The sequence below is a fragment of the Candidatus Weimeria sp. HCP3S3_B5 genome (genome assembly GCF_052064335.1).
GTDB lineage: Bacteria > Bacillota > Clostridia > Lachnospirales > Lachnospiraceae > Weimeria.
Genome location: NZ_JBQHVU010000012.1, coordinates 13,167 through 39,090 on the forward strand (window position 1 = coordinate 13,167; position 25,924 = coordinate 39,090).

Below are 25,924 nucleotides of genomic sequence, written 5' to 3' on the forward strand. Positions count from 1 at the left end.
AAAGAGCGGGTCATTCCGTGCGTTCCTTTTAGATATTATTATTATCACTGCGATTTTGCAAGTCTGTTTCTTGACAAATCCTCCATTAGAAATTATACTTTTTCACCTATGAAGGAGACCTCTTATGCTGAATTCACTTACTATTGGAAATATAACCCTCGCTAATCCTCTCATCCTGGCTCCGATGGCTGGTGTCACCGACGAGCCCTTCAGACGGATCTGTCATGGGATGGGAGCCGGTCTCGTGTGCATGGAAATGGTTAGTGCCAAGGCTATTTGCTATCATAATAAGAATACCAGGGAGCTGCTCGAAATTGCTGACGACGAGCATCCGGTCTCCCTCCAGCTGTTCGGCTCAGATCCCACCTCCATGTCCGAGGCAGCGAAGATGATAGATGAGGTCCCGTATGATATTCTCGATATAAATATGGGCTGTCCCGTGCCGAAGGTATTTGGCAATGGCGACGGCTCTGCCCTTATGAAGAATCCGAGGCTCGTAGGCGAGATCGTATCCGCCCTCGTGAAGTCCACCGACCGCCCTGTCACAGCGAAGATACGTGCCGGAGTTGATGCAGAGCATATCAATGCGCCTGAGATCGCGCATATCATTGAGGAATCGGGTGCATCCGCCGTTGCTGTGCACGGACGCACAAGGGAACAGTATTACAGCGGTGAGGCCGACTGGGATATCATCCGCCAGGTAAAGGAAAGTGTCTCCATTCCCGTGATCGGAAACGGAGACCTCCGCAATGCTTCTGATGTAAAAAGAATGTACGAGGTCACCGGCTGTGACGGCTTCATGATCGGCCGTGCCGCAAGAGGCAATCCGTGGATCTTCAATGAAATACTCACAGAGCTAAGGACCGGCCATCCTGCCGATAAGCCTTCCCCGACCTATGTCATGGATATGCTGATGAAGCATGCTAGGATGGAGGTTGAGATGAAGGGTGAGGACCGGGCCATCCGCGAGATGAGGAAGCACGCCGGCTGGTACACCTCCGGCATGAGAAACGGGATACGTTTCCGCAGGGTGGTAAATGAAATTCACACCCTGTCGGAATTCGAGGCCGTATGCCGGCGTTTTCTCGAGCTCTGACCGAGCTCGTTCATTGCCCATTCATACTCTTCATCTGACAGCCCGTGCGGGGAATATCCTGCCTTATCGAGAATATCCTTAAGTCTCTGCCTGTCCTCCGATGCCATATCCGGGTACAGGTATAAAAGCTGCTCCTCATAATTTACCCTTCTGCTGAATTCCTTATCCCTTCTGCGTCTTCGCTCCGTCTGTCTCTGATAATGCATTATGAGCCTGTCGGAGCTGCCGGCTGCCGCAAATGCTCTCCTGTACCTTATATCAGAATACAATGATTTCATTCCGATCCATATAAGGGGAGATGCCAGTACAAGTATCATGACAAGCATCAGCCACATCGCTCTTGGGCCTCTGAAGCTGTCCCTGATGTCACCTGTACCATTATCATCAGAAACGTTATTATTCTGAATGGTATCATTACGGCTGCCTCCGCCTGTCAGTATACTCATGAGATCTGAAAGGAATCCACCGCCTCCGGTGTCCTCAGTCGCTGCCGGTGTGACATCGGCCACTACCCATCCATGCCCCTTCTCATATACCTCAACCCATGCATGGGCATTCATATCGCTTGCGGTCGTCCTTATCACTGCTGACGACCTCAGTGCATTCTGTCCTGAATAGTAGTCATCATAGGACAGCTCATCCTCTCTCTCAGCATTATTTGCCATACTCTCCATTGACACTGCGTAGCCCTCGCAGTATCTGGCAGGAATCCCGAGACTTCTGAATATGAGCACTGCCGAGCTCGCATAGTGTGCGCAATAGCCCTTCTTATTTTCATTGAGGAAATATTCTACAAAGTCCCTTCCCTTAGGAGTCGCGCCAGGGCTCAGTGTGTACGGATAATTCTTCTGAAAATATGCACGCAGCCTCTCCACAGCCTGTTCTGTGTCCATTCCTGCTTTAAGGCCTGCCCTTCTGCAGAAATCTGATACAGTCTGATAGATATCTGTCGGGACACCACGATAGCCATCACCCGGATCACTGCTCTTTATCTGCATATCATCCAGACTGATCAGAGGATAATATGTCACCGTCTCAGTAGCTCCAGATGGCAGAGCTTTTCCATCATCGCTTATTCCATCTGTTATCTCAGTCGTATCAGTATAATACGGCTCATACGGCCTCACATCCGCCCCGACATTCTTTATATCCATGCAGGCACGGGCACCCTTTCCACTCTTATAGCTTTTCTTCAGGGCACTGACCTGCTCCTGATCATCCTTATCATCGGTGCCTGTCCAGTAATTATCGACAGGATTATAGTATTCACCTATGAAGTTCCTGATATACAGGGTATCTGTAGAATACGGGGTAAAGGTGATCTCGAGATCGGGCTGACCATCCTGTGTCACCCTGTTCACTCCGCCAAGCCTTCCTGAGTTCAGTCCGCCCGTAGCCGGATATCTGTTCATAATACCGTCTGCACCACGCAGGAAAGCATCCTTCACGGCCGGCTCTGTGCTTTCCTTTATCCGGCTCTGACCATTGTAGATATTAAGCCTGCTGCATACCAATGCCAGCATAAGACCTGCCACCCATATCACTATTGCCATGAAAAACATATTCAGGTCCGTGGCCTTATCTACTCTGTACGAGATTCCCTTTCTTGTCCGTATATATTCCGTGCTTCCACGGTTGAACCTGAAATGACCACCGCCGCGGACCAGAGCGATATATACCATCATGACAAGCCAGACACACGCACTGGCCGGCAATGAGGAAAGGCCGTCCAGATATATGATCACGAGATTTGGAATGATGGTAAGTATGAAGCACCAGACATATGACGCGCTCCATATCACGAGATTAAACACTATATACTCAAGGATCATACCGACTGCTATTGAAAAGGCCGTCACCGTGACATAGCGGTTTGCAACTCTCTCTGTATATGTACGCATTCCGGAGAGTTCAAAGAAATCAGTGATCCTGTCGATGGTGGTATTGACTACTGCATAGAATCCTGAATTGATTTCATATCTGAAATTGATGCCTGCAAATACGAATACCGCCAGGAAAAGAAGTGCCACCAGATTCTCGCCCTTACTGCTCCTATAGCATAATGACAGTATCAGCGCTTCTGCCGCAAGCGTTCCGAAAAAGACCACCAGCGACATGGAAAGACCAATACCATCTATATACATATAGATCGAGCTTGCCGACAGAAGAAAAACCGCAATGGCCTTTATCATTATATCCGTATTGCCATTCTTCTCTGTCCTTGTGTCCCTGTATGCCGTGATCACCGTGACACCTGGTGAAGGCACAAGAGGCTGTTCTTTTTTTCTTTTACCGAGAGCCATCCACCACGGCCTCCTTCACCTGGCCATCTGATGAGTAAACTCTGATATATCCCATAATCTCCGGATGTACCGATCTCATCAGCCTGTCAATGTCTTCAGTCATCTCTGCCCTTTCACCGAACATCTCTGAAAAGGCCTCATCCACATCTCCCTGATCCTGAAATCTCTTCCGCCTGAAGTCCTCATCAGCTGCACTCCACCACATCAGCTGCGTATTCACATTGCTTCGTACCAGTTCCTTTATGAGACTGTAAGCCTCGCTTACTACCTCATCATTTTCCTCAAGAATCTCCGTGAACTCCACCACAACGATCAGCTGCTCATCTGACATGGCTTCTCTCTGCTTGATCATCAGCTCATCCCTCTTGGCTGACAGCTTCCAGTGAATATCCCGTGGTCTGTCGCCTGGTACATATTCACGAATCTCTGACACATCAGAGAAATCATTGCCGCACCTGTCAGTCTCCTCGGCCTCTGTCATACCGCCGGACGGATGCAGCGCGTACGAGCACGTATCTCTATCACCCTTTGGAAAAACAGTGACCCCGACGCTCTTATCTACTGTCTTCTTCAGATCTGCAAGTCCGAGCACATCCCGGATCATGACATGATCTGCTGTGATCTCGTAATATCCCAGCAGTGAAAATCTGAGATGGACATAATGCATCTCTCCCTCATGATTCACAGGAATTGCAATCTGTGTCTGTCCCGAGGTGCCATAGAATGTATTCCTGATCGTCAGTGTGATGGCGGCCTCGTACGAGGAAAATGCCATACCTGCCCGCAGATTATAGCCTATAAGAACCAGGTCTCCCTTTTGCGTATGATCTGTTCCAAGGGATACAAGCAGCTCTGATTTCCTGAGCATCAGCATTGATGTGATAATATCTATTGGCAGCGCAACTATTTCCATCATAAGCATGATAAAAAGAAATGTCCCTCCGAAAACAGCCACTATTGCAGCTGTCACTGCTACTGCCAGTATATATCCGATCAGCCGTCCGACTCTTATCCTCATGTCCTTGGTGCCCTTACATCCTCTATCAGCTTCTGTATTGCATCGTCCATTGTGATTCCTGCTGCCTTCGCACGCGCAGACAGCTTCACTCTGTGACCAATCGTATCCCTGGCAATACTCTGCACATCCTCAGCCGTCACATAGTCCCTGTCATTGATGAAGGCGACGGACTTTGCCATACCGAGCATGGCTATGGTTCCACGTGGTGATGCTCCCTGCGCGAAGCTGCCGCCGTTCCTCGTATGCTCTACCAGACTCACTATATAGTCATAGATCTCATCCTTCACATACATCTGCGAGATGGCAGTCCTGATGGTCTTCAGGTCATCTGCCGTAAGCACCGGCTTTATATTCTCGACAGGCTTCGATGCATTGCCCTTGAGGATCGCCACTGCGTCATCATGCGCCGGATACCCCATTGACAGACATACCATAAATCTGTCGAGCTGTGACTCAGGAAGCAGCTGTGTTCCTGATGAGCCGTACGGATTCTCTGTTGCTATCACGACAAACGGGTCCGGAAGCTCTCTGGTCACTCCGTCCACTGTCGCTGTTCCCTCTTCCATTACTTCAAGCAGAGCCGACTGGGTCTTCGGTGATGTACGGTTGATCTCGTCTGCAAGGAACAAATTGGAAAATACCGGTCCCGGATGAAATTCGAACCTGCCGCTCTCCTTCTCATACATTGAGAATCCCAGGATATCACTCGGGAGCACATCCGGTGTGAACTGCACCCTCCTGTAATCGAGTGACAGCGTCCTTGCAAACGCCTTCGCGAGTGTCGTCTTCCCGACTCCCGGTATATCCTCCATCAGGATGTGTCCACCTGCGATCATCGCCGCAAACACTTTGAGCACGACCTCATCCTTGCCTTTTATCACCGAATCCACTCTCGTGAGAACTGCTTCTGCTATCCTGTTCATATCGAACCTCCATCATATGAAACGGGGTCTTTTCTTATTATCTTTTTTATTTTAAACTGTCATCTCATAATTGTAAAACGCAAATTGCAAATTCGCTATCTTTTTCATGCCAATAGTGATAAAATATGGTAAGTTAATTTTTTCACAAAGTCAAAGTACAAGGAGGCAATATGGGTTTCGAACAGGAATATCAGCAGAAACTGACCACTGCCGATGAGGCTGTGAAGTGTGTCAGAAGCGGCGACTGGGTTGACTATGGCTGGTGCGTAGGCACTCCGGAGGCTCTCGACAAGGCTCTGGCGAAGAGGGCTGACGAGCTCGTGGATGTAAATGTACGTGGTGGAATTCTGTTCCATGTACCGGCTATCATGCAGGTCCCGGATGCAGACAAGCATTTTTCATACAATTCATGGCACATGAGTGGAGTTGAGAGAAAAATGCTCACTACCACAAATTCATATTTTGCACCTATCAAATATTCTGAACTGCCTAGCTACTATCGTATCAATAATGCTACTCCATCACGAGTCGTAATGATCCAGGTCGCTCCTATGGACAAGCACGGATACTTCTCCTTCGGTCCGAGTGCCTCTCATCTCGGTGCTGTCTGCGAGAATGCCGAAGAAATCATCGTCGAGGTCAACAAGAATATGCCTCGCTGTCTCGGTGGTCATGAGTCCGAGATCCATATCTCAAAGGTAAGCGCCATAGTCGAGGGCGACAATCCACCGCTTGGCGAGCTTGCTTCCTGTGGCGAGGCTACTGAGATCGACAAGAAGGTGGCGGAGCTCATTGTAAATGAGATCCCGAACGGAGCCTGCCTGCAGCTTGGCATCGGCGGTATGCCTAACGCCGTCGGCTCCCTCATCGCTCGGTCTGACCTTAAGGATCTGGCTGTACATACAGAGATGTATGTGGACGCTTTCGTAGATATAGCAAGGGCCGGCAAGATCAACGGTTCAAAGAAGACCATAGACAGATACCGTCAGGTCTATGCCTTCGGTGCCGGCACAAAGAAGCTCTATGATTATCTGGATGACAATCCGGAGTGCATGAGTGCACCTGTCGACTATACCAACGACGTCAGGGTGATCTCACAGATAGATAACTTCATTTCTATCAACAATGCGATCGATATCGATCTCTACGGGCAGGTAAACGGAGAATCTGCAGGTACCCGTCAGATTTCAGGTGCCGGCGGACAGCAGGATTTCGTTCAGGGCGCTTACCTCTCAAATGGTGGAAAGAGCTTCATCTGCATGTCTTCTACATTCACAGACAAGAAGGGCGTAGTTCACAGCCGTATCCGTCCTACTCTTGCAGAGGGCTCGATCGTCACCGATACCCGTCCTCAGACCATGTATGTGGTAACAGAGTATGGTATGGTAAACCTGAAGGGACTCTCTGCCTGGGAAAGAGCCGAGGCTCTGATCTCGATCGCTCATCCTGACTGCCGTGATGCGCTTATTAAGGATGCCGAGAAGCTTCGCATGTGGAGGACCTCAAACAAGAGATAATTCCCAGGGGGTAACCCGGATGATCAGTCATATTACACAATCAAAAAATCTGTAATAATAAGGACCCTTATGGCTCTGGCGGTGATATCACTTGTGATCTTCTCCGCCATAGCCTTTATCGGTTACGGCAAATGTCAGAATGCCTCCTTTTTCCTTTCCAGGCGCATCCTCTGGCGCTTTATCGCGCCCTCCCACTCTGCTTCCTCACCCGGGCCACTTACCTCGAGACCGTAAGGCACCCGGATCGGCTTTCCCTCCGGGGTGACAGCGACATAGGTCAGATAAGCACGGTTTATAGGGACACGCATCCCGACCTCATTCTCGCGGTAAGAGTCAACTCTGACCTCCATGGACGAGTTCCCTACATGAGTCACCTTCCCGATCATCACCACCATATCATTTAGTCTGGCCTCCGCCTTGAAGGTCAGATTGTCAACTGATGCAGTGATCACCTCATGGGTGGAATGTCTCATAGCCGTCATTCCACCAACCTCATCTATCCATTCCATAAGCCTGCCGCCAAACAGCCTCCCCTGACCGTTTATATCTATCTGCATCACCACATGGGTGACCTCTGATCTCGAAAGCTCGACCGTCTTTACAGGACGGTCATCATTATTCCCTAAACGACTCATTTACCATATACCTCGTGTGCGAATTTCCTTAGAACAGGTATAGAACGCTTTACCTTATCTGTATCTATGCAGTATGCCATTCTAAAATACCCTGGAGCGCCAAAATTGTCGGCAGGTACCAGTATCAGATCATACTCAAGCGCCTTATCGCTGAAGGCTACAGCATCCTCCTCCAGAGACTTAGGGAAGATATAGAAGGTCCCCTGAGGGCGTACCACCTCAAAGCCTATATCAGTCAGAGCGTCATAGAGCAGGTTCATATTGGTCTCATATACCGACAGATCCGCTGTCTGGTCGATAACCGATGCGATACCAAGCTGTGATGTCGAAGCCGGGCAGTTATGTCCTATGCCACGGCTGATCTGTCCAAAGATATCGACAAGTATGTCTGCATCCGTTGCCTTGGGATTTACCGCTATATAGCCGATTCTCTCTCCCGGCAGGGACATGCTCTTCGAAAAGGAGTAGCAGGAGAGTGTATTGTCATAGAAAGCCGATGGATAGGGGCATTTTCTCCCGTCGAAAACTATCTCCCTGTATGGCTCATCGCTTATAAGAAAGATGTCATGACCGTACTCCTTCTGCTTCCTGTTCAAAAAATCAGAAAGACGTGTCAGTGTCTCCTCTGTATATATGGCACCAGATGGATTATTCGGAGAATTGATAAGTACAGCTGATACATTTTCATCGAACATCCTCTCAAGCTCTGTGAAATTGATCTGGAAATCAGGTATATCAGGCGGGACAACCTTAAGCACTGCCCCAGTATCATTCACATAGGGAGTATATTCCGGAAAAAACGGAGCAAATGTTAGAACTGTATCTCCGGGAGCCGTCACTGCCCTGACTGCGTGTGCTATAGCGCCTGCTGCTCCCGAGGTCGGAAAGATATGCTTTGCCTGATATGGGAGATGAAACCTTCTCGTCAGAGAATCAGCTATTACCTCCCTGACATGGGTATTTCCGAGCGAAGGGGAGTATCCATGAAGCGACATGGAATCCATAGTCTTATACATATCTATCACTGCTTCATTATAGGAAGCAGGTGTCGCTACCGAAGGATTACCAAGAGAATAATCGAATACATTCTCGTATCCGATCTCCTGTCCTCTCTTATGAGCAAAGGCAGCAAGCCTTCTTATCACGTTCTTGTTGGACAGTCTGTCCTTGTACTTCTGATTTATCATTATATGCTCCTTTTTTGCGCGTCTTTATCTATTATATTAAAAGAGGACCTGTCTTTCAAGAATCCTTACTCCATGTCTTATCTCATCAGCTTCTGTATGGTATCCACGAGCTCATCTATCACCTCATCATTTCCATTGCGGACATTTTCTGTCACACAGGTTCTGATATGGCGGGCCAGGATCACCTTGTTGAAGCTGTTCAGGGCTGCAGATGCTGCCGTGCTCTGTCTTAACACATCTATGCAGTAGGAGTCCTCCTCTATCATCCGCTTGATACCGCGGATCTGTCCCTCTATCCTTGAGAGCCTGTTATAAAGATCCTTCTTTTCCTTTTCGGACCTCTCCTTTGTCCTGCCGGTGCAGGCGGCGCAGCCACCCTCCGCCTCTGTCTGATCAGCCTCATTCTGGCTTACGCAATGAGGACAGAGAGCCTCCTGTCTTATATCTTCCATGATAAATACCTCCATGAATTTCTTTTAATAATACAGATATCTTATACCCCCTTCGGGTATATGTCAATAAATGCAGATTCTTTCAAAAATAGGTTGCACGCAATCTTTTTTTGTGGTATAGTGCATAAATAAGTGAAAACACGAAAGGAGAAAATAATGGCAGCACTTAAGTTTACAACTGACAATTTTGAAGAAGAGGTTTTAAAGTCTGACAAGCCTGTGCTTATAGATTTCTGGGCCACCTGGTGTGCCCCATGCAGAATGCAGGGACCTATCGTTGAGGAGATAGCTGACGAGAAGACAGACATCAAGGTCGGGAAGATTGATGTGGATGAGAATCCACAGATCGCAGAGAAGTACAATGTGATGAGCATCCCGACTCTTATAGTGATAAAGAACGGCGAGGTCGTAAATCAGGCCGTCGGCGTTCACAGCAAGCAGCAGATCCTCGATATGCTCGGCTGATCATTTCCTCCTCTTGAGATTAAAGGCCGCAGCGATCCTTGAAAGGACTATATCCGGCAGCAGAGGCCCTATTATCAGATCGAGAAAGGATGCTATCGAAGGGGTGGAGAGTCTTCTCCGCCCCTTTATTGCACGAAGACTTGTGCGGACGACCTGATCCGTGGTCTTAGAAAGAAATGGGGCTGCCTTTTCCCCTGTAGCATGCTCTATAAAGCCGGTATCGCGGATCCAGTAAGGGCAGACTGCTGTTACCGAGATTCCCCGTGAGGCAAGCTCAGACCTCAGGCCTCTCGAATAGGAAAGCACGAAGGCCTTCGATGCCGCATATACATTAAAACCCGGAATGGACTGAAAGGCAGCTATCGAAGCTATATTTACTATCCTGCTCCCTCCCCTCATAAAGGGAAGAACGGTCTGGACCATTGCTACGGTCACCGAATCATTAAGCACTATCTCCATCTGCTCTCCCCTGTTTCCGATCTGCTCCGAGGTTCCCGAATTCCCGACCCCAGCACAGTTTATCAGGAGCCTTACATCATAGTCTCTGGTAGAGAGCATTTCACGGATCACCTCTATAGACCTGCCGCTTGTCAGGTCAACAGGTATAGGAAGGCATGGTACCCCGGTTTCCCTTGCAAGTGCGACAAGCTTATCCCTGTTTCTGGCTATTATCCAGAGTTCCTGAATATCGAAGGCATCCATCTGTCTGGCTATTGCCCTTACATATCCGCATCCAAGTCCCCTTGAGGCTCCTGTGACGACAGCGATCCTCCTTGCCGAATCCCTGAGTGTCACCGAACGCTTATCGGCTCTTTTTCGAATAAGTATATTTCCTGCTATAGAAAGAATGATTCCAAGCAGACCCATAAAGAAATATATATTTCCGGATATAGATACGCATCTGCTATATATTTCCTTCAAAATAGCCATATACAGGCCTCCCTTTAAGCTTAGTTATCATTTTGCCCAGCCAAACGAGCACTTCACTGCCTTATGCCAGCCGGCAAGCTTCTGTTCCCTCTCATCTGACTGCATCTGAGGAGAAAACTCCCTGCAATTTTCATCGGGCAGCTCCTTTATTTCATTTCTATTCTTCCAGAATCCTGTCGAAAGCCCGGCAAGAAAGGCCGCTCCAAGAGCTGTCGATTCGACGTTTGACGGTCTCTGCACTGGTTTACCCAGAATATCCGCCTGGAACTGCATCAGGAAATCATTCGCACAGGCGCCTCCGTCCACACACAATGACTTAAGCTTAAGCCCGCAGTCCTCCTCCATGGCATTTGTCACGTCCCAGACCTGATAGGCTATGGATTCAAGCGTCGCTCTTATGATATGGTACTTATTCGTACCTCTTGTGATACCGACTATTATCCCTCTCGCATACTGATCCCAGTATGGAGCGCCAAGTCCGGTAAATGCCGGGACGACATAGCAGCCATGGGTCCCGTGTGCCTTATTGGCCCAGTACTCTGAGTCCTCTGCTGAATCTATTAGCCTGATCTGGTCTCTAAGCCACTGTATTGCAGCGCCGGCAACAAATATAGATCCCTCAAGGGCATAGCTTACCTTTCCGTCTATTCCCCAGGCTATAGTCGTGAGAAGACCGTGCTTTGAAAATACAGGCTTATCCCCTGTATTCATCAGCAAAAAGCAGCCTGTACCATAGGTATTCTTTACAGAGCCCTTGTCAAAGCAGAGATGACCGAACAGAGCTGCCTGCTGGTCGCCTGCTGCCCCGGCGATAGGTATCTGGCCTCCCAGCAGGAGCGGATCAGTATAGCCATAGATCTGCGAGCTCGGCACAGGAACCGGAAGCATACTCTTTGGAATATCGAGTTCCTTAAGGATATCCTCATCCCACTCCAGGGTATTTATATTAAAGAGCATGGTCCTTGATGCATTGGAATAATCGGTGACATGGAGCCTGCCTCCGCTCAGCTTATAGATAAGCCAGGTCTCTATGGTGCCGGCTAAAAGCTCGCCCCTCTTGGCCTTCTCACGTGCTCCCTCCACATTGTCAAGAATCCACTTGATCTTTGTCGCGGAGAAATATGCATCTATCACAAGTCCTGTCTTTTTCCTGATCGTCTCTGTAAGTCCCTTTGCCTTGAGCTCATCCGCTATAGCTGATGTCCTGCGGCACTGCCAGACTATAGCATGATAGACTGGCTCTCCTGTATTCCTATCCCATACGACTACTGTCTCACGCTGGTTAGTGATCCCTATCCCTGCTATATCAGTCGCCTTTGCGCCTACTGTCTGCATGGCCTGGACAGCCACTCCAAGCATAGTGGACCAGATCTCGTTGGCGTCATGCTCTACCCATCCCGGGTTTGGAAAGAACTGCCTGAATTCCTTCTGGGCGACTGCCGCCTTTCTCCCCTGTCTGTCAAACAAAATACATCTGTTGCTGGTTGTCCCTGCATCAAGTGCCATAATATATTCTGCCATTATAAGCCTCCTTTTAATAAACCCCTGTCAAGCTCTAAATATTATATCATTTTTCCTGCTCTTACTAAATGACATTATCCGGTCTGATGTAAATAAGATCATCTGTTCCTGCAGCGTCTCCGGATAAACGGCGTATCCGTCCTTTATCTCGAATGGATACCAGACCGCCTCGCTATGTGGCTCTGCCCGGCGAAGTCTCTTCAGATACTCCCTTGAGATGCGAAAGGTACCTATTCCGAAATCCATGACTCTGTCAATATCAAAGGCCCTGACCATAGAGTCGATAAGTGAGCCATAGAGCTCCTTCCAGTCTCTCACATAAATGATAGGATCGATGCAGATCCTTACCGTTCCTCCTGATGAAAGCATCCGGGCTACAGAGCGGATCCTTGCCGAAAGAGGCGCTGTATTATGCTCGAACCTGTCTATTATCTGCTGGGGAGACAGGGTATAGGCATGGATCAGATTAGGAACCTCACCCTCATCTCCATCAGGAGAAGGTGCTCCCTTAGTCCTGATCTCGATCTCTGCCCCGGGATGCTCCCTTGCGAATTCCTTCCAGAGTCCGCAGTATCCGCTCAGGCTCTCAAATGAGTAAAGATCTGTATCAAATGATACCGACAGATACATTCTTTCCCCATCAGCCAGTAAGTCCAGCCTCCTTTCGGCCTGAGCAAAGACATCCTCGATATTTACAAATATGACAATATAGCCACAGTCATACATCCCCTTCAGGTAGCAGTATTCGCAGTCATAGAGGCAGTTCTTCATTGTAGATGTATAGTAGAACTGCTTTCTCCCGTAATCCTGACACATGGGAGAACCTCTGTAGAGAAGCTCTCCGCTGGCCCTTGCCAGGATAAGCGACCGGTTCTTCATCTGAAAATGTATATCCTGTTTTTTTCTACCGAATATCTTCAGATATCTGTCTATATAGAAAATACCGCGCCAGCTGCATTTCGAAAGGATCTCCCTTGTCCTGGGATGGTCCTTTATATCGTTTTCAATGTAAATATGATTAAAGCTCCACATATCACTCCTGATCTCCCAGCTTAGCAGCAAAGGAGGATGCATTGTCCCTTGTGACCTTCTGGTAGTCTATATAAAAGCTTCTCTCATTGCTTCCTGTCACCTGGCTTACATCCTTTTTCTCTGCCAGAGCTATGGAAAGCTCCATTATCTTATCAGCCTGACTTATAGCGTCATTATATACAGTCCCCTTCAGCTCTCCCTTCTCTACACATTTAAGCGCCTCTGCTGTTCCATCAACGCCAAATACAGCAGGGAGTTCCTTTGTTTTTTTCCCCCGTTTTTTATAATCATCTATGACCCCCAGAGCCATATCATCGTTATTGCAGATCACGAGCTCTATCTTATCCCCGTACTCGTTTATCAGCTGGCTCATCCTGTTCTGGGCCTGGGCCCGGCTCCAGTTAGCCGATTCCTCAGCCAGCCTGTCGAGATTTAGACCATATGAAGCTGCAGTTGATACTGACTTTTCGCTTCTTATTATTGTATCCTGATGATTAAGCTCTCCCTTGATCAGGACATACTGTATGCTGCCGTCTCCATTCCTGTCTATCTCAGGATGCTTTTTCACATAGTCTGCTATCTCCTCTCCCTGCATCATCCCGCTTCTTACTGCCGGCGCCCCTACATAGTAGAGACGGTTCCAGCGGTCAAGATCATGCCTTACCAGCTCCCTGTTGAAGAATACAACCGGGACATCGTTCTTTCTGGCAAGATTTATGATATAAGTAGGATCGGTCCGGTCGACAAGGTTTATAGCCAGTACATTACAGCCATTTGCTATCATATCCTCCATCTGATCGTTCTGGGTATTCTGGTCTCCTGATGCATCTCCCACTGTTATTGTCACATCAGCCTTGCCCCTGCTCTTCTCCTTTGCCGATTTTATCATCTCATTTATCGCACCCTTGAGAAAGGTATCGCCCTCATCGTAGACTAAGACCCCTATCTTAATCTTTGTTTTATTTTTTCTTGCCGGCGCCTGGCATGATACGGATGATAAAAGCACTGCAAAAATACAGCATATAGCCATGATCCTTTCAGGACCTGCGGCTGATGATATACATGATCTCCTTATTTTCAAAAATATCCTCCTTCCGAAGGCTCCTTGTCCTTATCACCCGGCTCTTTGGCTTAAGTGGATCGCCGTTAAGCCTTGCGGTCATTTCCTTTACCCCATAATAGCCTGTCCGGAAGATATCCGGATAGGCCAGTCCCTTTATATTTTCCATATCAAGCTGATATACATCCTCTGTAGCAAAACCAAAGCCATAGACATCCACACCGGAAAGCCTTTTCTGACCTGCCAGATCTGCTGCAGCGGATAATGACTCCTCGGTCAGACATACCAGTATATCTGATCTGTGGGCTTTTATAAATTTCTGGTCTGCTCCTTCCTTGGTAAAGGCCTCCTTATAGCCTGCCTTCTCAAGTATAGAGGCCGTTTCCTTCCTTATCTGGCCTGTAAGCCTGCTCCCATGTCTGTCTGTAAGAAATCCTACCGTAAGAGCCCCGTCCGTATCATCCATTATCATCTCTGCAAGCTTCTTGCCTGCTTCCCTAGGATCGATCGATATGCTTTTCATGTCGCAGCTCGAATCCGAGATCAGAAGCAGGACAGGAATCCTGTAATTCTTCTTTTTTATAAGCCATGCTGCCCTGTCATTTACAGGAACGACAAGAAGAGCATTGCAGCCATCATTTACCGCCTCATCAACAGAGTTGACCTGATCGGCTGCATTATCAAAGGTGCCTGTGGTCACAAAGCGTATATCCACATTATTCTCCCTTGCCGCCTCCTTTGCTCCCTCCTTCAGCGGGACCCAGACATCGCTCTCAGAGTCCTCGACTATGACTGCGATCTGCTTCTTATGCGGAGTCCGCCTGCTGCCTATCATCATCGCTATGCAAAAAACTGCGAAGCATCCAAGCAGAAGCTCTATAATGACAAAGGTCAGTCCTCTTTCATTCATAGCCCGCTTCCCCCTTCCAGCCTCTTTCTGGTATCCTCATCATACTCTATAGCCGGTATATGGATAGTCACACAGGTGCCCTCATCCGGCTCGCTTTCTATAATGAGGCCATAGTCATCTCCGAACATAAGCCTTATCCTGTTGTGCACATTCAGAAGGCCTACTCCGGATCCATGCTTATGGACACGATTTTCATCTGTAAGAAGTCCCTCTACTGTTTCCTCGTCCATTCCACAGCCATTGTCTGTTACAGAGATATACAGGTCATCTCCCCGCTTTTCTGCCTTTACCATGATCTCTCCATCCCCGTCAACCATTCCCTCCATTCCATAGTAGATGGCGTTTTCAAGTACTGGCTGGATCACAAGCTTTACCGTGCAGAGATTACCGTAGTCCTCAGGTAGCTGATAGTCCACAGAAAAGCTGTCCTTATATCTGTATTTCTGTATATTCATATAGCTTCTGGCATGACTTATCTCATCTCTTAATGGTATTATGGTCCTTCCCTTTGACAGCGATATGCGAAGGAGTCTTGCAAGCTGTGTGATCATATATGTGGCATCCTCATTCCTGTCTCCCTCTATCATCCAGGTAATGGAATCAAGCGTATTATATAGGAAATGAGGATTGATCTGGCTCTGCAGGGCATCCATCTCATTTTTTCTTCTCTCCCTCTCCTCCCTTACGACCTCCGCCATCAGCCGCCTGATCTCCTCATATGAGTTCTGGATGGTAGATCCCAGATGCCTGATCTCTGAAGGTCCTCCTATATAGATATCAGCCCCTGCTGTCATGTCTGATGCTTCAAGATTTTTAACCGACTCGTTCAGCTCGAGGATAGGCTTTGATATCCTTTTTGCAGCCAGCCTGCTTACTATAAGAGCAAGCATAAGCACCATTGTAAAGAAAAAAAGTATAGTCCATATGCTGGCTCCTGACCCCTTCATTATAGCTGAATCAGGCACCACTGCGACCATTTTCCAGCCTGTATAGGCTATAGTGCGGACCACCACATGTAACAGCCTGCCACCTGCCATGACCGTATGGACTCCATCACCGTGAGAAACAGCGGTCTTTATGGTAGGTTCCGACCTTTTATTCAGCTCAAAGCCTGCCATATATGGATGAAAGATCATATTTCCGGTATCGTCACACAGGTAATAATAGGCTCCGTTGTCTGAATCGTTGATCTGCTCCATTGTCCTCTCCACATCGGAGTAGTTCATATCGACAAGAAGCACGCCGGTCGCCTGGGATGTTCCGGAGGTGATGTCTATTGTCCTTGACATGGAGATGACCCAATGGTATTTGCCTGCCTCGTCCTGAAAGAGATCCTGCACATGCGGAGTAGAAAAATAGAGGTTTTCCATTTCTCTCATGGCCCCGTAGAACCATTCCTGCTTAGTCACATCCGGATCCTCCTTCTGGTTGGCCGTAGGCTCCGACATGAGAAGCGACCCGGATCCGTTATATAAGGCTATGCTTCTTATGGTACTCTGGTTTGCCTCATAGAGAAGGTAGATCTCACGCTCAAGCTGGGGCTGTGTCACGTCGTTTTCAGAAAGAATATTGTATGATACTGTATCAGAGACATGGCGGAGGTTAAGCAGATGATTCTCAAGATTTCTCCCGGTCTCGTCAACAATCACCTGCGCATTACTGATATACTCATTCTCTGCCGAGCTCCTGAAGCCCATCACAAATACAATGGCAAGGACTATCACTATCAGCACAGACAGCCCTGCAAACGTAAACATCATTATGGACTGAATGCCATCATATGTGAAATGATCCTTTATACGGAATATACCGCCACGATCCCTGTTCACTTATCCTCTTCCTTTTTACGATATCTGCTTGGCGATACGCCATACTGCTTCTTGAATACATAGCTGAAATAGTTTGCGTCGAGGAAGCCGACCTTTTTTCCTATCACATAGCTTTTGTCTGTGGTCTCTGTCAGAAGCTGGGCTGCTGTCTCCATACGGATCCTGGTAAGATAGGACACGAAGGATTCTCCTGTAGTCTTTTTGAAGACTCCTGAAAAATAGGATTCAGAGACACCCAGGCTCTTGCATACATCTCCTATCGAAAGGTCCGGGTCCTGATAGTTCTGCATGACTATGCTCCTGGCGCTGTCCACATAGGACACTCCAGATGAGGTCCTTGCTGCCGCGAGCCTGTGCTGCAAATCCAGACAGACTGAAAGGATCCAGTCCTCGAATGCCGCCCTGTCCATTCCAGTAATATTGGAATAAGGATCTGCCACCTCGTTCATCCTGATCTGATTCTTCCGCGCAAACTGAAGGATGGCTGTCACCAGTCCTGTGAGCTCAGTCCTGTACTGGCCAAGTGACAGGAAATGGTCTGAGAGTCGACTGAAATACTCCTCTACTGCCTCCCTTAGAGAAGCATCATCCCCCATCCTGATCTTCTGCAGGATATTATGGATGCTCTCCTCTCCTCCGATCTCATAGGTATCCTTGCCTCCCGGTGTGGCCTCCCTGATATTTATTGCTCGTCCTGTCCCGAAGATCACCCTGTATGAGAGGGCTTCCCTTGCGCCAAGCCAGCAGTCCCTTATCTCTGACACCGATCTGATCACTCTTCCGATGCCTACAGTAACTACCGCACCCGTGACATGACCGGCGTTTCTCGCTACTATCGAGCATTCATCTGTAAGTCTTCTTATATCTGTGCTTTCATCAAGCTGGACTATCATCACATTATCATGCTGATAGGAAAAGAATAAAACCCTCCATCTGTCCTTCAGCCTGTCATAGGCATATCTCCAGACCGCCATCCTCAGGACCTGATAGTCTCCTCCCTCTGGCATATGGGTCCTTGAGACATGAAAGATAGCCACTGTGGCAAAGGGCTTTTCAACAGAAAACCTGTACTCCTCCGCCAGCCTCTCTATCTGATCGGCTGCTATCTGATTCTCAAGCAGCATGACAGCAAACCTGGACTGCATTGCAGGAAGGGACTCATTATAGTATCTCATCAGCGTGTCTATATTCTGCTGTTCCTTCCTCTCCCGGTCCAGATCTGCCCTGATCCTTGTAAGAGTCTCTGTAAGCTCGGCGGCATTGACCGGCTTTAATATATATTCGGAAATATTCAGATGGATAGCCGTTCTGGCATATTCGAACTCGTCAAATCCGGTGAAGAGGACTATCCTCATATCAGGATACTGCTCCCTAATATGTCCGGACAGCTCCATTCCATCCATATAGGGCATCCTTATATCCGTCATGACCACGTCCGGAGGATTCTGGTTTATCATCTCAAGAGCGCTGGCTCCGTTTTCGGCATAGCCGCTTACTGTGAAACCAAGTCCCTCCCAGTCTATTTTCTTTAGCATTATCTGTATCACTTCCGGCTCGTCATCCACCAGAAGAACTGAGTATTTTTCCATAAACGGATTATAACAAATTATATAGCAAAATAACAGAGACAGACTCTTATGGTCTGTCCCTGCTTTATTAGCGTTTTACCTGTCAGTCAGATCACTTACTTCTTTCTGATGTACTTCAGGCAGTCAAGTGTTACTGCTGCAAGGATTATGATTCCTTCGAATACGAACTGAAGGTTTGTATCAACTCCGAGAATTGTAAGAGAGTATGTAAGTGCTGTGAAGATAAGTACACCTACGACAACTCCTGAGATCTTTCCGATACCACCTGTGAATGATACACCACCTACGACGCAGGCTGCGATCGCATCCATATCCCAGCCCTGTCCATAGGCTGCTGATCCGGATCCTACCATTCTGTTACACTCGAGCCAGTCACCGAATCCATAGAGGATACCTGCCAGGACAAATGCTCCGAGAGTTACTGCAAATACCGAAATACCTGATGCTGAAGCAGCTTCCGGATTTCCTCCTACTGCGTAGAGATACTTTCCAAAGGTCGTCTTGTTCCAGATAAACCATACGATAGCTATGGCTGCTATTGCCCAGAGAATGATAGTCGGGAAGCGTCCATTGATCTTCGGGATTACCATCTGAGGTATGCTCTGGTCTATTGATCCGAAGGATACTCCCTTTGTAGCGTAGGTTACGAGTCCGAAGATTATAAGCATGTTGGCCATTGTCGAGATGAATGGATGCATCTTGAACTTGGCTGTGAAGAATCCGGCTATCGTAGTAAATACCGTTGTAAGCACTATGCAGACAATGAGGGCTAAGATCGCACGGCCTCCTGCCGGCATCGCCGAGAAATCATATACATGTCCGAATACCGTTCCTGTATTTGGTCCCTGATGCATTATGATAGTCGCTGCAACCATTCCCATTCCTACCATTCGGCCTACCGAAAGGTCGGTTCCTGTAAGGAGGATCAGTCCTGCTACTCCTAAGGCATAGAACATTCTAGGTGAGGCCTGCTGGAGGATATTCAAGATATTATTATAGGTGAAAAGAGGCGAGCCCTTGACCGCCGGTGTTATGATCCCTAAGAAAACGAATACCGCTATGATAACGATATAAAGTCCGTTCTGAAGGAAGAACTGGGTCGAGTTAAAGGTGTACTTGTAGTTCTCCCAGCCCTGAGCCATCTTCTGTCCCTGTGTATATCTCGACATTCTAAGCAAGTCTATCAGGTGATATCTGTAGATATAGGCCTCATGCTGATCGTCCTTTATTCTCTGCAGCTTCTGATCATATCTCATCTTCAGATCGAATCTGCGGTTCTTATAGACGTAATTCTCGTCCTTTATCTCGGCCTTGTCGTTTAGCTTTTTAAGCTCTGCCTCATGCTCATTTGTGAGCTTTCCGATAGCTGTGTCGTATTCCCTTTTTGCCTGCTCACGTCTGGCATCACAGGATTCCTTTACCTTGTTGTAGTAGTCGCTGTCGTAGTGGACCTTCAGATAGTCCTCTGCCTTTTTTACAAGAGCAGCCACCTTGTCCTTATTTGCAGCCTCTACCGCCTTTGCCTTTTCGAGCTCCTTTTTGGCGGCAGCTATCTCATTTGCCCTCTCGCCCTTTGTGAGGGTCTTGTCCTCCTTTAAGAGGACTATCATATTCTCATAGCTCCTTACCTTAAGTGAACCGTCTTCTCTAAGCTTGTCTATCTCCGCCTGGATCCCACCAACCTCTTTGTCGATTGGCGCGAGAAGTTTTTCCTGCTCCTCTGCGGATAAAATTCTGTTGTCTGACATAATTTTTCTCCTTTTCGTTTACAGATACTTCGCAGAGAGTCTCAGGAGTTCCTCCTGGTCCGTCTCATTGGTATTTACTATACCTGAAAGATGTCCGTTGCTCATCACACCTATCCTGTTTGTTATTCCAAGGATCTCAGGCATCTCTGATGATACTACGATTATGGTCTTTCCCTGCTTTGCCATCTTGATGATAAGCTCGTATATCTCGTACTTGGCGCCTACGTCTATTCCTCTGGTAGGCTCATCCATCATGAACACCTTAGGGTCTCTCTCCATCCACTTTCCGAAGATCACCTTCTGCTGATTTCCTCCTGAGAGATTGGAGATCATATCTTCAGGTCCCATCGTCTTTGTATGCATGACCGTGATCTCATTCGAGGTGGCCTTTGTCATCTTAGGATCCGACAATGCCGGTCCTGACTTGTAATGATTCAGATTGGCTATCGTGGTATTAAAGGTGATATCACCCTTCAGGAAAAGTCCGTTTGCCTTTCTTTCCTCAGTGATCATTGCAAACCCATGCTCCATGGCTTCCTTGGAGCTGTTGAAATTCATCAGTTTGCCGTTGTAGTATACTCTTCCGCTGGCTCTTGTCCTGACTCCGAAGATCGTCTCTAAAAGCTCCGACCTTCCTGCTCCGACAAGTCCGTACAAGCCGAAGATCTCTCCTTTTCTCACCTCAAAGGATACGTCCTTCAGATAAGGTGCATACTTGGTCGAAAGATGCGATACCTGCAGGACCACATCACCAGGCTTGTTGTCTACGGGCGGGAATCTGTTGTCTAATGACCTTCCTACCATAGCAGCTATAAGCTCATTCATGTCGGTGTCATGTACATCCTTTGTCATGACAAGACTTCCGTCTCTTAATACCGATACCTCATCACAGATCTCAAATACCTCATCCATCTTGTGTGAGATATATATGATTGATATTCCCTGATCCTTCAGGGCTCTCATCATCTTGAAGAGCTTTTCGACCTCCGGCATGGTAAGGGATGAGGTAGGCTCGTCTAACACTATAATCTTTGAATTATAGGATATAGCCTTTGCTATCTCGACCATCTGCCTCTGTGAAACCGACATCCTCTTCATCGGCTGTGTCAGGTTCACTGTCATATTGAGCTTTCTAAAAAGCTCCGAGGCCTCCTTTTTCATTCTTCCCTCGTCTATCACTCCGATAGAGTCTTTAGGATATCTTCCAAGAAAAAGGTTATCGACCACGCTTCTCTCAAGACACTGATTCAGCTCCTGATGTACCATGGCTATCCCGTTTTCAAGGGCCTCCTTCGGCCCTGAGAAATTGATCTCCTTTCCATCGAGGATTATCTGTCCTTCGTCCTTCTGATAAGTACCAAACAGGCACTTCATCATTGTTGACTTGCCTGCTCCGTTCTCACCCATCAGACCCATTATGGAGCCGCGCTTCACATCCATATTGATATGATCAAGCACCCGGTTCCTTCCGAAGGATTTGCACATTCCCCGAATGGAAAGAACTATATCTTCCTTCTTTTCTTCTGACATATCTATCTCCTGCCTTGTCTAAAAAAGAGGCACCAGGTGACTTTCCTGATGCCTCCTGTTCTGCTTTACAATCCTTCAGTTATTTGAACTGTTCCCCGGTTTACTGCAGAAGTGCTGTATATGATGCTGCGTTATCTGTCTTTACCATGTTGATGGCGAATGCATCATACTGGCTTGGATTTCCGAGACGGTTTGTGATATTGGACTCTGTCTGTCCATCACCTCCAATGTACTCTACATCGAGGTTCATCAGATCATCGTACTTCTGGAGGAGCGGCTGATAGGTCGATCCAAGGAAGTTATCTGATGAATTATAGATATCGAGCCATACCTTCTTCTTATCGCTGCTCAGCTGCTTTGATACAGGATCATATACCTTTGTCGAATCTGTGAAGTCCTTATAATTATCAGCTGTTACTGCAAGGTTCAATGCGTAGAAGGAACGCTCCTTCTCATCATATCTGAAGTCCTTGCCTTCCTCGAGGACATTCCCTGCATCGTCCTTCTTTGAGATACCTGTCATCACATCTACACCATCGAGCGCATTGCGGAGAACCCTGAGTGTCAGATATGCCTGTACGTCTGCATGCTGTGAGATCGTTCCGCCATAGCCATCTGCTATAGCTGCAACTGCATCTGAGTTTGCATCGTATCCGAAGGTAGGAACCTTCTTCTCCTTTGACCATGCATTAAACATCGACATTCCCATTCCATCATTATTGGAAATAACGATATCGATCTGATCTCCGAATGAAGAGGACCATGACTGGATAGCGTTTCCTGCTGTTGCTGCGTCCCAAGTTGCTCCTGCTGAGTTCTTCATCTCCTGTGATGCGAGCTCTCTTATCTTTAGATCAACTCCATCGACCTTACCGTCCTGAACATCCTTTGCAGATCCATCTGTATTAGTTCCGACTGCCTGATAATCGATGCTGTCTCCATCCTTTACCGCTGTTCCGAGAGCCTTTCTGACTCCTCTTGTACGGGCTATCGAATCATTGTGTCCGATATCTCCGATCGCAAGCACATATCCTATGACTCCGTCACCATTTCTGTCGATCTCATCCTTGTGTGCCTTGATGTAGTCAGCGATCATTGTTCCCTGCAGCTCAGCACCCTGATTTGCATCGAATCCTACATAGTAGGTATTGTCATTGAAATGAAGGGCATTGCTGTCGAGCTCTCCTGTCGAGCTGTTTGATGGCTGACGGTTGTACCAGACAACCGGCTTGTCCTTGTTCGCTACTGTTCCGCTTGCGGTCTTTCCTGATCCCGATGATGATCCGCCCTTTGATGCCTTGCCTCCGCCGCAGGCAGCCAGTGAAAATGCCATAGCTGCTGCGAGCCCTAGTGCTATTACCTTTCTTGACTTCATAAATCGTTCCTCCTTCATGTTAATGACACCCTCCGTGTCGTTCGTTCGTTTACGAGTATTACTATATATTTTTCCACCCGCAAAAAGAATAGAAAATTTTATGCTGAATATTGAAGATTCTACTTAAAATTTGCCCGCAAACGATAATTACTGTATAATGTTTATAAAATCCAGCCAGGAAATGAGGTTATAATAATGCAGGAAATAGAAGATAAAGAGGATCTTTCAAACCTTCTGGAGAAAAAAAGGATCAGGGCCGATGGCAGTGACTGCTTTATCAGAGGCTTCTCAGAGCTTATAAGGATATCTGACGAACGCAGACGCTATGGAAGTCCCCGCGAGCGGATCCGCCTGTCCCTTTCCATGTTCAACCTCTTCGGATTTGATATTATGGAGAAATGCATAAGTGAGGGGCTCCCGCGATCCGAGGCAGAGGAGATCATGTCAGCTGCCCTTTATGACTCAGCATCTTCTTATATAGGTACAATGGATTCTGACAGCTATGGCAAGAAGCTTCTGGGGCTTGTGGATGTAAGACCGGAGGAGAAGCTAAGGCGATCCGCTGCTGATGTCTGGTCTGTAATGAACGGCGCTGCCTTTCTATGGAAAAATACCGGCATAGAAAAATTCGAAAATGCTCTTCCTGTCTTTGAAGACGCTATAAAAACTGCCTACAGCGACCATGACGAGGAGGCCCTGGAGCGGCTTCGCCATGAAATCCTTACTCACAGATAAGAGGAAATACACATATGAAAAATAAAAAATGTACCAGTCCGATACCATATCTTCTGATCTCCTGCCTTGCCCTCATGGCCTTCCCCCTCCAGGCCCATGCTTCCTTTTCAGGCAAAACCATAAAGCTTAGAAGCCCCTACAATGACTGTATGAACAGGAAATCCTATGATTCATACAATTATAATAACGACAGCTACGACTATCTGACTCCCTATGACGCTGATACTGATAAGGTCACAAGCAGGACAGGCAGCTCACTTACTCTGCACTGGTATCCGGTCTACGGCGCAAGCGGCTATCAGGTGCTTGACAGCCGGGGCAGGGTCAAAAAGACGATCAGCGGGATGGATGTCAATCAGGTCACTATCACCGGTCTTTCCGCCAACAAGAAATACACCTTCCGTGTACGTGCCTACAAGAAAAAGGGAAAATCCATCACATATTCCAAAAAAAGCAGGAAAGCCTCGGGCAGGACAGGATATCTGATAAAGGGAAAATCCACGGTCAGTGCTGCCCAGATGGCAAGATATTACAAATCAAAGCGGTCATCCTATCCATCCGCATATAAAAGTCTGGGCGCTGCAACGATCAATGATTTCACAAGGATTGTATACAGGGAGGCTTCAAGATACAATATAAAGGCCGAGGTTCTGTTTGCACAGATGATGAACGAAACAGGCTTCCTCAGATTCGGCGGCGACGTAAGCATTTATCAGTGCAACTTCGGAGGTGTTGGCGCTGTAGGAAACGGTGCTGGCGGGCTCGACTTCAGATCCTATGCGAGAGCCCATTACAGAGCCTTCGGTTACTCCTCTGCTTCTTCTGCTGAAAGCCATGCCATTTCTGTCGGCATCCGTTCACAGGCTCTGCATCTGTCCCTTTATGCCGGTGCACAGAACCATATCAACAATGCTATCGATCCACGCGGCAAATATGTCAGGGTAGGCAATGCTCCATATGTCCAGTGGCTCGGTATAAAGGACAATCCCTATACGACCGGCGAGAAGCATTCTCCAAGCTACCGCGCACAGACCAGAGGCTGGGCCGCCGGAAACAACTATGGCTACTATCTGGTAGAGAAATACATAATGCCTATGAAGAAGGCCTGATCAGTGAGTCTGCCTGTAGTAATAAAACATATACTGCTGTATGACCCCGGCAAACGGGCTATACAAGGTATGGTCAAAACTTCCGCCGTACTCCTGGTCGATAACTCTCTTTATCCAGACATCTATCGGGAAAAAGTCGAGACGATGGAAGCCAAACAGTGCTGTACAGTTAGCGACCTTCTTTCCCACTCCCTTGAAGCCAAGGAGCTCTTCATATAATGCCTTGTCATCAAGCTGATCCAGGTATTCGATCAGTGACGGATTCATTATCAGCCGGCTTACTGTATCCTGGATATAGGGCATTCTGTATCCAAGCGAGCAGCTGTCAAGGCCTGCCCTCTTATATGTACAGCAGTCTCCCCCGCACTTCTGACATGACAAGGCAGACAGCCCCATCAGATCCGGGAAGGAATAAATCTCCTCACCATCGTAGTTCCCCAAGAAGCTGCCACAGGCATGACACAGCTTCTCTACGCATGACTTTATTGCTGGTATATTCTTCCTCTGGGAAATGATAAATGTAATAAGCGTCTCAAGCGGATCCTGTCTGAGTATCCTTATGCCTCTTCCGGCCTGGCCTGCCCTGATAAGGAAATCATCAGCCCTGTCTATCGAGGCGATTATGCCGTCATAATCTGTATCTATATCAAGATAGTCCTTCCAGATTGTCTGATATTCTTCCTGATCGCAGTCGATAGTAAAAGACTTCTCTCCCTCCTGAGTCAGATACCTTACCCTGCCAAATGCGCAGACCCTGAACCTACTGTCAGCAACCTCCTTCCAACGGAAGCACTGACCACTATCTGCTATTTTCTTAAGATCTATTGTATCTTCCAGCTTTACTCTCATTTGCACCTTTTAGTGGGATGAAAGGGACTCGAACCCCCGACAACCTGGTTGTGACCCAGGTGCTCTCCCAGCTGAGCTATCATCCCGTAAATGACTCGATAAGCCCTTAAA

General features: G+C 47.7%; 22 protein-coding genes and 1 tRNA gene. 5 read left to right on the forward strand and 18 right to left on the reverse strand.

Annotated features, from left to right (window positions below; translation table 11 throughout):
* Window positions 1-124 precede the first annotated feature (124 nt).
* A complete protein-coding gene (gene dusB / locus ACTNCK_RS07090; protein WP_441081804.1) occupies window positions 125-1,096 on the forward strand; it encodes a tRNA dihydrouridine synthase DusB in 972 nt (323 codons plus the stop codon).
* Here dusB and ACTNCK_RS07095 read toward each other — a convergent pair.
* The 3 genes from ACTNCK_RS07095 to ACTNCK_RS07105 are packed head-to-tail and all read right to left on the reverse strand — an operon-like array spanning window position 1,045 to window position 5,340.
* Entirely contained in the window at window positions 1,045-3,399 is a 2,355-nt protein-coding gene (locus ACTNCK_RS07095; protein WP_441081805.1) for a transglutaminase-like domain-containing protein, read from the reverse strand. The two genes, dusB and ACTNCK_RS07095, sit on opposite strands and share 52 nt — an antisense overlap.
* Window positions 3,386-4,417, reverse strand: a complete 1,032-nt coding sequence (locus ACTNCK_RS07100; RefSeq protein WP_441081806.1) for a DUF58 domain-containing protein — start codon at window positions 4,415-4,417, stop codon at window positions 3,386-3,388. The genes ACTNCK_RS07095 and ACTNCK_RS07100 overlap by 14 nt, the downstream gene beginning before the upstream one ends.
* On the reverse strand, window positions 4,414-5,340 hold the full coding sequence (locus ACTNCK_RS07105; protein WP_441081807.1) for an AAA family ATPase: 927 nt from the start codon (window positions 5,338-5,340) through the stop codon (window positions 4,414-4,416). The genes ACTNCK_RS07100 and ACTNCK_RS07105 overlap by 4 nt, the downstream gene beginning before the upstream one ends.
* Window positions 5,341-5,510: 170 nt before the next feature.
* Here ACTNCK_RS07105 and ACTNCK_RS07110 point away from each other — a divergent pair, with 170 nt between their 5' ends.
* Window positions 5,511-6,857, forward strand: coding sequence for a butyryl-CoA:acetate CoA-transferase (locus ACTNCK_RS07110; RefSeq protein WP_441081808.1), 1,347 nt, complete (start codon window positions 5,511-5,513; stop codon window positions 6,855-6,857).
* 134 nt (window positions 6,858-6,991) lie between these two features.
* Here ACTNCK_RS07110 and ACTNCK_RS07115 read toward each other — a convergent pair whose 3' ends face one another.
* From ACTNCK_RS07115 to ACTNCK_RS07125, 3 genes are all read right to left on the reverse strand, one after another.
* The gene (locus ACTNCK_RS07115) at window positions 6,992-7,492 is read right to left on the reverse strand and encodes an acyl-CoA thioesterase (RefSeq protein WP_441081809.1); all 501 of its coding nucleotides are present in this window, start codon (window positions 7,490-7,492) and stop codon (window positions 6,992-6,994) included.
* Window positions 7,489-8,679 (reverse strand): pyridoxal phosphate-dependent aminotransferase, encoded by a 1,191-nt coding sequence (locus ACTNCK_RS07120; protein ID WP_441081810.1) that lies wholly within the window; start codon window positions 8,677-8,679, stop codon window positions 7,489-7,491. Before ACTNCK_RS07120 ends, ACTNCK_RS07115 begins: the two co-directional genes overlap by 4 nt.
* A 77-nt stretch (window positions 8,680-8,756) precedes the next feature.
* Window positions 8,757-9,131 carry a metal-sensing transcriptional repressor gene (locus ACTNCK_RS07125; protein ID WP_441081811.1) on the reverse strand — a complete coding sequence of 125 codons (375 nt, stop codon included), beginning with the start codon at window positions 9,129-9,131 and terminating at the stop codon, window positions 8,757-8,759.
* A 132-nt stretch (window positions 9,132-9,263) separates the two neighbouring features.
* Here ACTNCK_RS07125 and trxA point away from each other — a divergent pair, with 132 nt between their 5' ends.
* Window positions 9,264-9,596, forward strand: a complete 333-nt coding sequence (gene trxA / locus ACTNCK_RS07130; protein WP_441081812.1) for a thioredoxin — start codon at window positions 9,264-9,266, stop codon at window positions 9,594-9,596.
* On the opposite strand, the gene ACTNCK_RS07135 is transcribed toward trxA, so the two are convergent.
* From ACTNCK_RS07135 to ACTNCK_RS07180, 10 genes are all read right to left on the reverse strand, one after another.
* On the reverse strand, window positions 9,597-10,526 hold the full coding sequence (locus ACTNCK_RS07135; protein WP_441081813.1) for an SDR family NAD(P)-dependent oxidoreductase: 930 nt from the start codon (window positions 10,524-10,526) through the stop codon (window positions 9,597-9,599).
* A gap of 27 nt (window positions 10,527-10,553) precedes the next feature.
* Window positions 10,554-12,047, reverse strand: coding sequence for a glycerol kinase GlpK (gene glpK, locus ACTNCK_RS07140; protein WP_441081814.1), 1,494 nt, complete (start codon window positions 12,045-12,047; stop codon window positions 10,554-10,556).
* Between the two features lie 27 nt (window positions 12,048-12,074).
* On the reverse strand, window positions 12,075-13,079 hold the full coding sequence (locus ACTNCK_RS07145) for an SPL family radical SAM protein (protein WP_441081815.1): 1,005 nt from the start codon (window positions 13,077-13,079) through the stop codon (window positions 12,075-12,077).
* Between the two features lies 1 nt (window position 13,080).
* On the reverse strand, window positions 13,081-14,160 hold the full coding sequence (locus ACTNCK_RS07150; RefSeq protein ID WP_441081816.1) for a galactose ABC transporter substrate-binding protein: 1,080 nt from the start codon (window positions 14,158-14,160) through the stop codon (window positions 13,081-13,083).
* Window positions 14,117-15,049 (reverse strand): sugar ABC transporter substrate-binding protein, encoded by a 933-nt coding sequence (locus ACTNCK_RS07155; RefSeq protein ID WP_441081817.1) that lies wholly within the window; start codon window positions 15,047-15,049, stop codon window positions 14,117-14,119. Before ACTNCK_RS07155 ends, ACTNCK_RS07150 begins: the two co-directional genes overlap by 44 nt.
* Window positions 15,046-16,878: a sensor histidine kinase gene (locus tag ACTNCK_RS07160; RefSeq protein ID WP_441081818.1), complete on the reverse strand. Its 1,833-nt coding sequence runs from the start codon at window positions 16,876-16,878 to the stop codon at window positions 15,046-15,048. The genes ACTNCK_RS07155 and ACTNCK_RS07160 overlap by 4 nt, the downstream gene beginning before the upstream one ends.
* Window positions 16,875-18,467, reverse strand: coding sequence for a response regulator (locus tag ACTNCK_RS07165; protein ID WP_441081819.1), 1,593 nt, complete (start codon window positions 18,465-18,467; stop codon window positions 16,875-16,877). Before ACTNCK_RS07165 ends, ACTNCK_RS07160 begins: the two co-directional genes overlap by 4 nt.
* Window positions 18,468-18,562: 95 nt before the next feature.
* On the reverse strand, window positions 18,563-20,215 hold the full coding sequence (locus tag ACTNCK_RS07170; RefSeq protein WP_441081820.1) for an ABC transporter permease subunit: 1,653 nt from the start codon (window positions 20,213-20,215) through the stop codon (window positions 18,563-18,565).
* Between the two features lie 18 nt (window positions 20,216-20,233).
* Window positions 20,234-21,745 (reverse strand): sugar ABC transporter ATP-binding protein, encoded by a 1,512-nt coding sequence (locus tag ACTNCK_RS07175; RefSeq protein ID WP_441081821.1) that lies wholly within the window; start codon window positions 21,743-21,745, stop codon window positions 20,234-20,236.
* Window positions 21,746-21,845: 100 nt separating this feature from the next.
* The gene (locus tag ACTNCK_RS07180; protein WP_441081822.1) at window positions 21,846-23,120 is read right to left on the reverse strand and encodes a substrate-binding domain-containing protein; all 1,275 of its coding nucleotides are present in this window, start codon (window positions 23,118-23,120) and stop codon (window positions 21,846-21,848) included.
* Between the two features lie 195 nt (window positions 23,121-23,315).
* Here ACTNCK_RS07180 and ACTNCK_RS07185 point away from each other — a divergent pair, with 195 nt between their 5' ends.
* Together ACTNCK_RS07185 and ACTNCK_RS07190 are read left to right on the forward strand one after the other, a co-directional pair.
* Window positions 23,316-23,855: a hypothetical protein gene (locus tag ACTNCK_RS07185; RefSeq protein ID WP_441081823.1), complete on the forward strand. Its 540-nt coding sequence runs from the start codon at window positions 23,316-23,318 to the stop codon at window positions 23,853-23,855.
* A 14-nt stretch (window positions 23,856-23,869) separates the two neighbouring features.
* The gene (locus tag ACTNCK_RS07190) at window positions 23,870-24,964 is read left to right on the forward strand and encodes a fibronectin type III domain-containing protein (protein ID WP_441081824.1); all 1,095 of its coding nucleotides are present in this window, start codon (window positions 23,870-23,872) and stop codon (window positions 24,962-24,964) included.
* Here the strand turns inward: ACTNCK_RS07190 and ACTNCK_RS07195 are convergent, their stop codons facing one another.
* Together ACTNCK_RS07195 and ACTNCK_RS07200 are read right to left on the reverse strand one after the other, a co-directional pair.
* Window positions 24,965-25,813, reverse strand: a complete 849-nt coding sequence (locus ACTNCK_RS07195; RefSeq protein WP_441081825.1) for a DNA glycosylase — start codon at window positions 25,811-25,813, stop codon at window positions 24,965-24,967. It lies immediately after the preceding gene.
* A gap of 13 nt (window positions 25,814-25,826) precedes the next feature.
* A tRNA-Val gene (locus ACTNCK_RS07200) sits at window positions 25,827-25,899 on the reverse strand.
* Window positions 25,900-25,924: the final 25 nt, after the last annotated feature.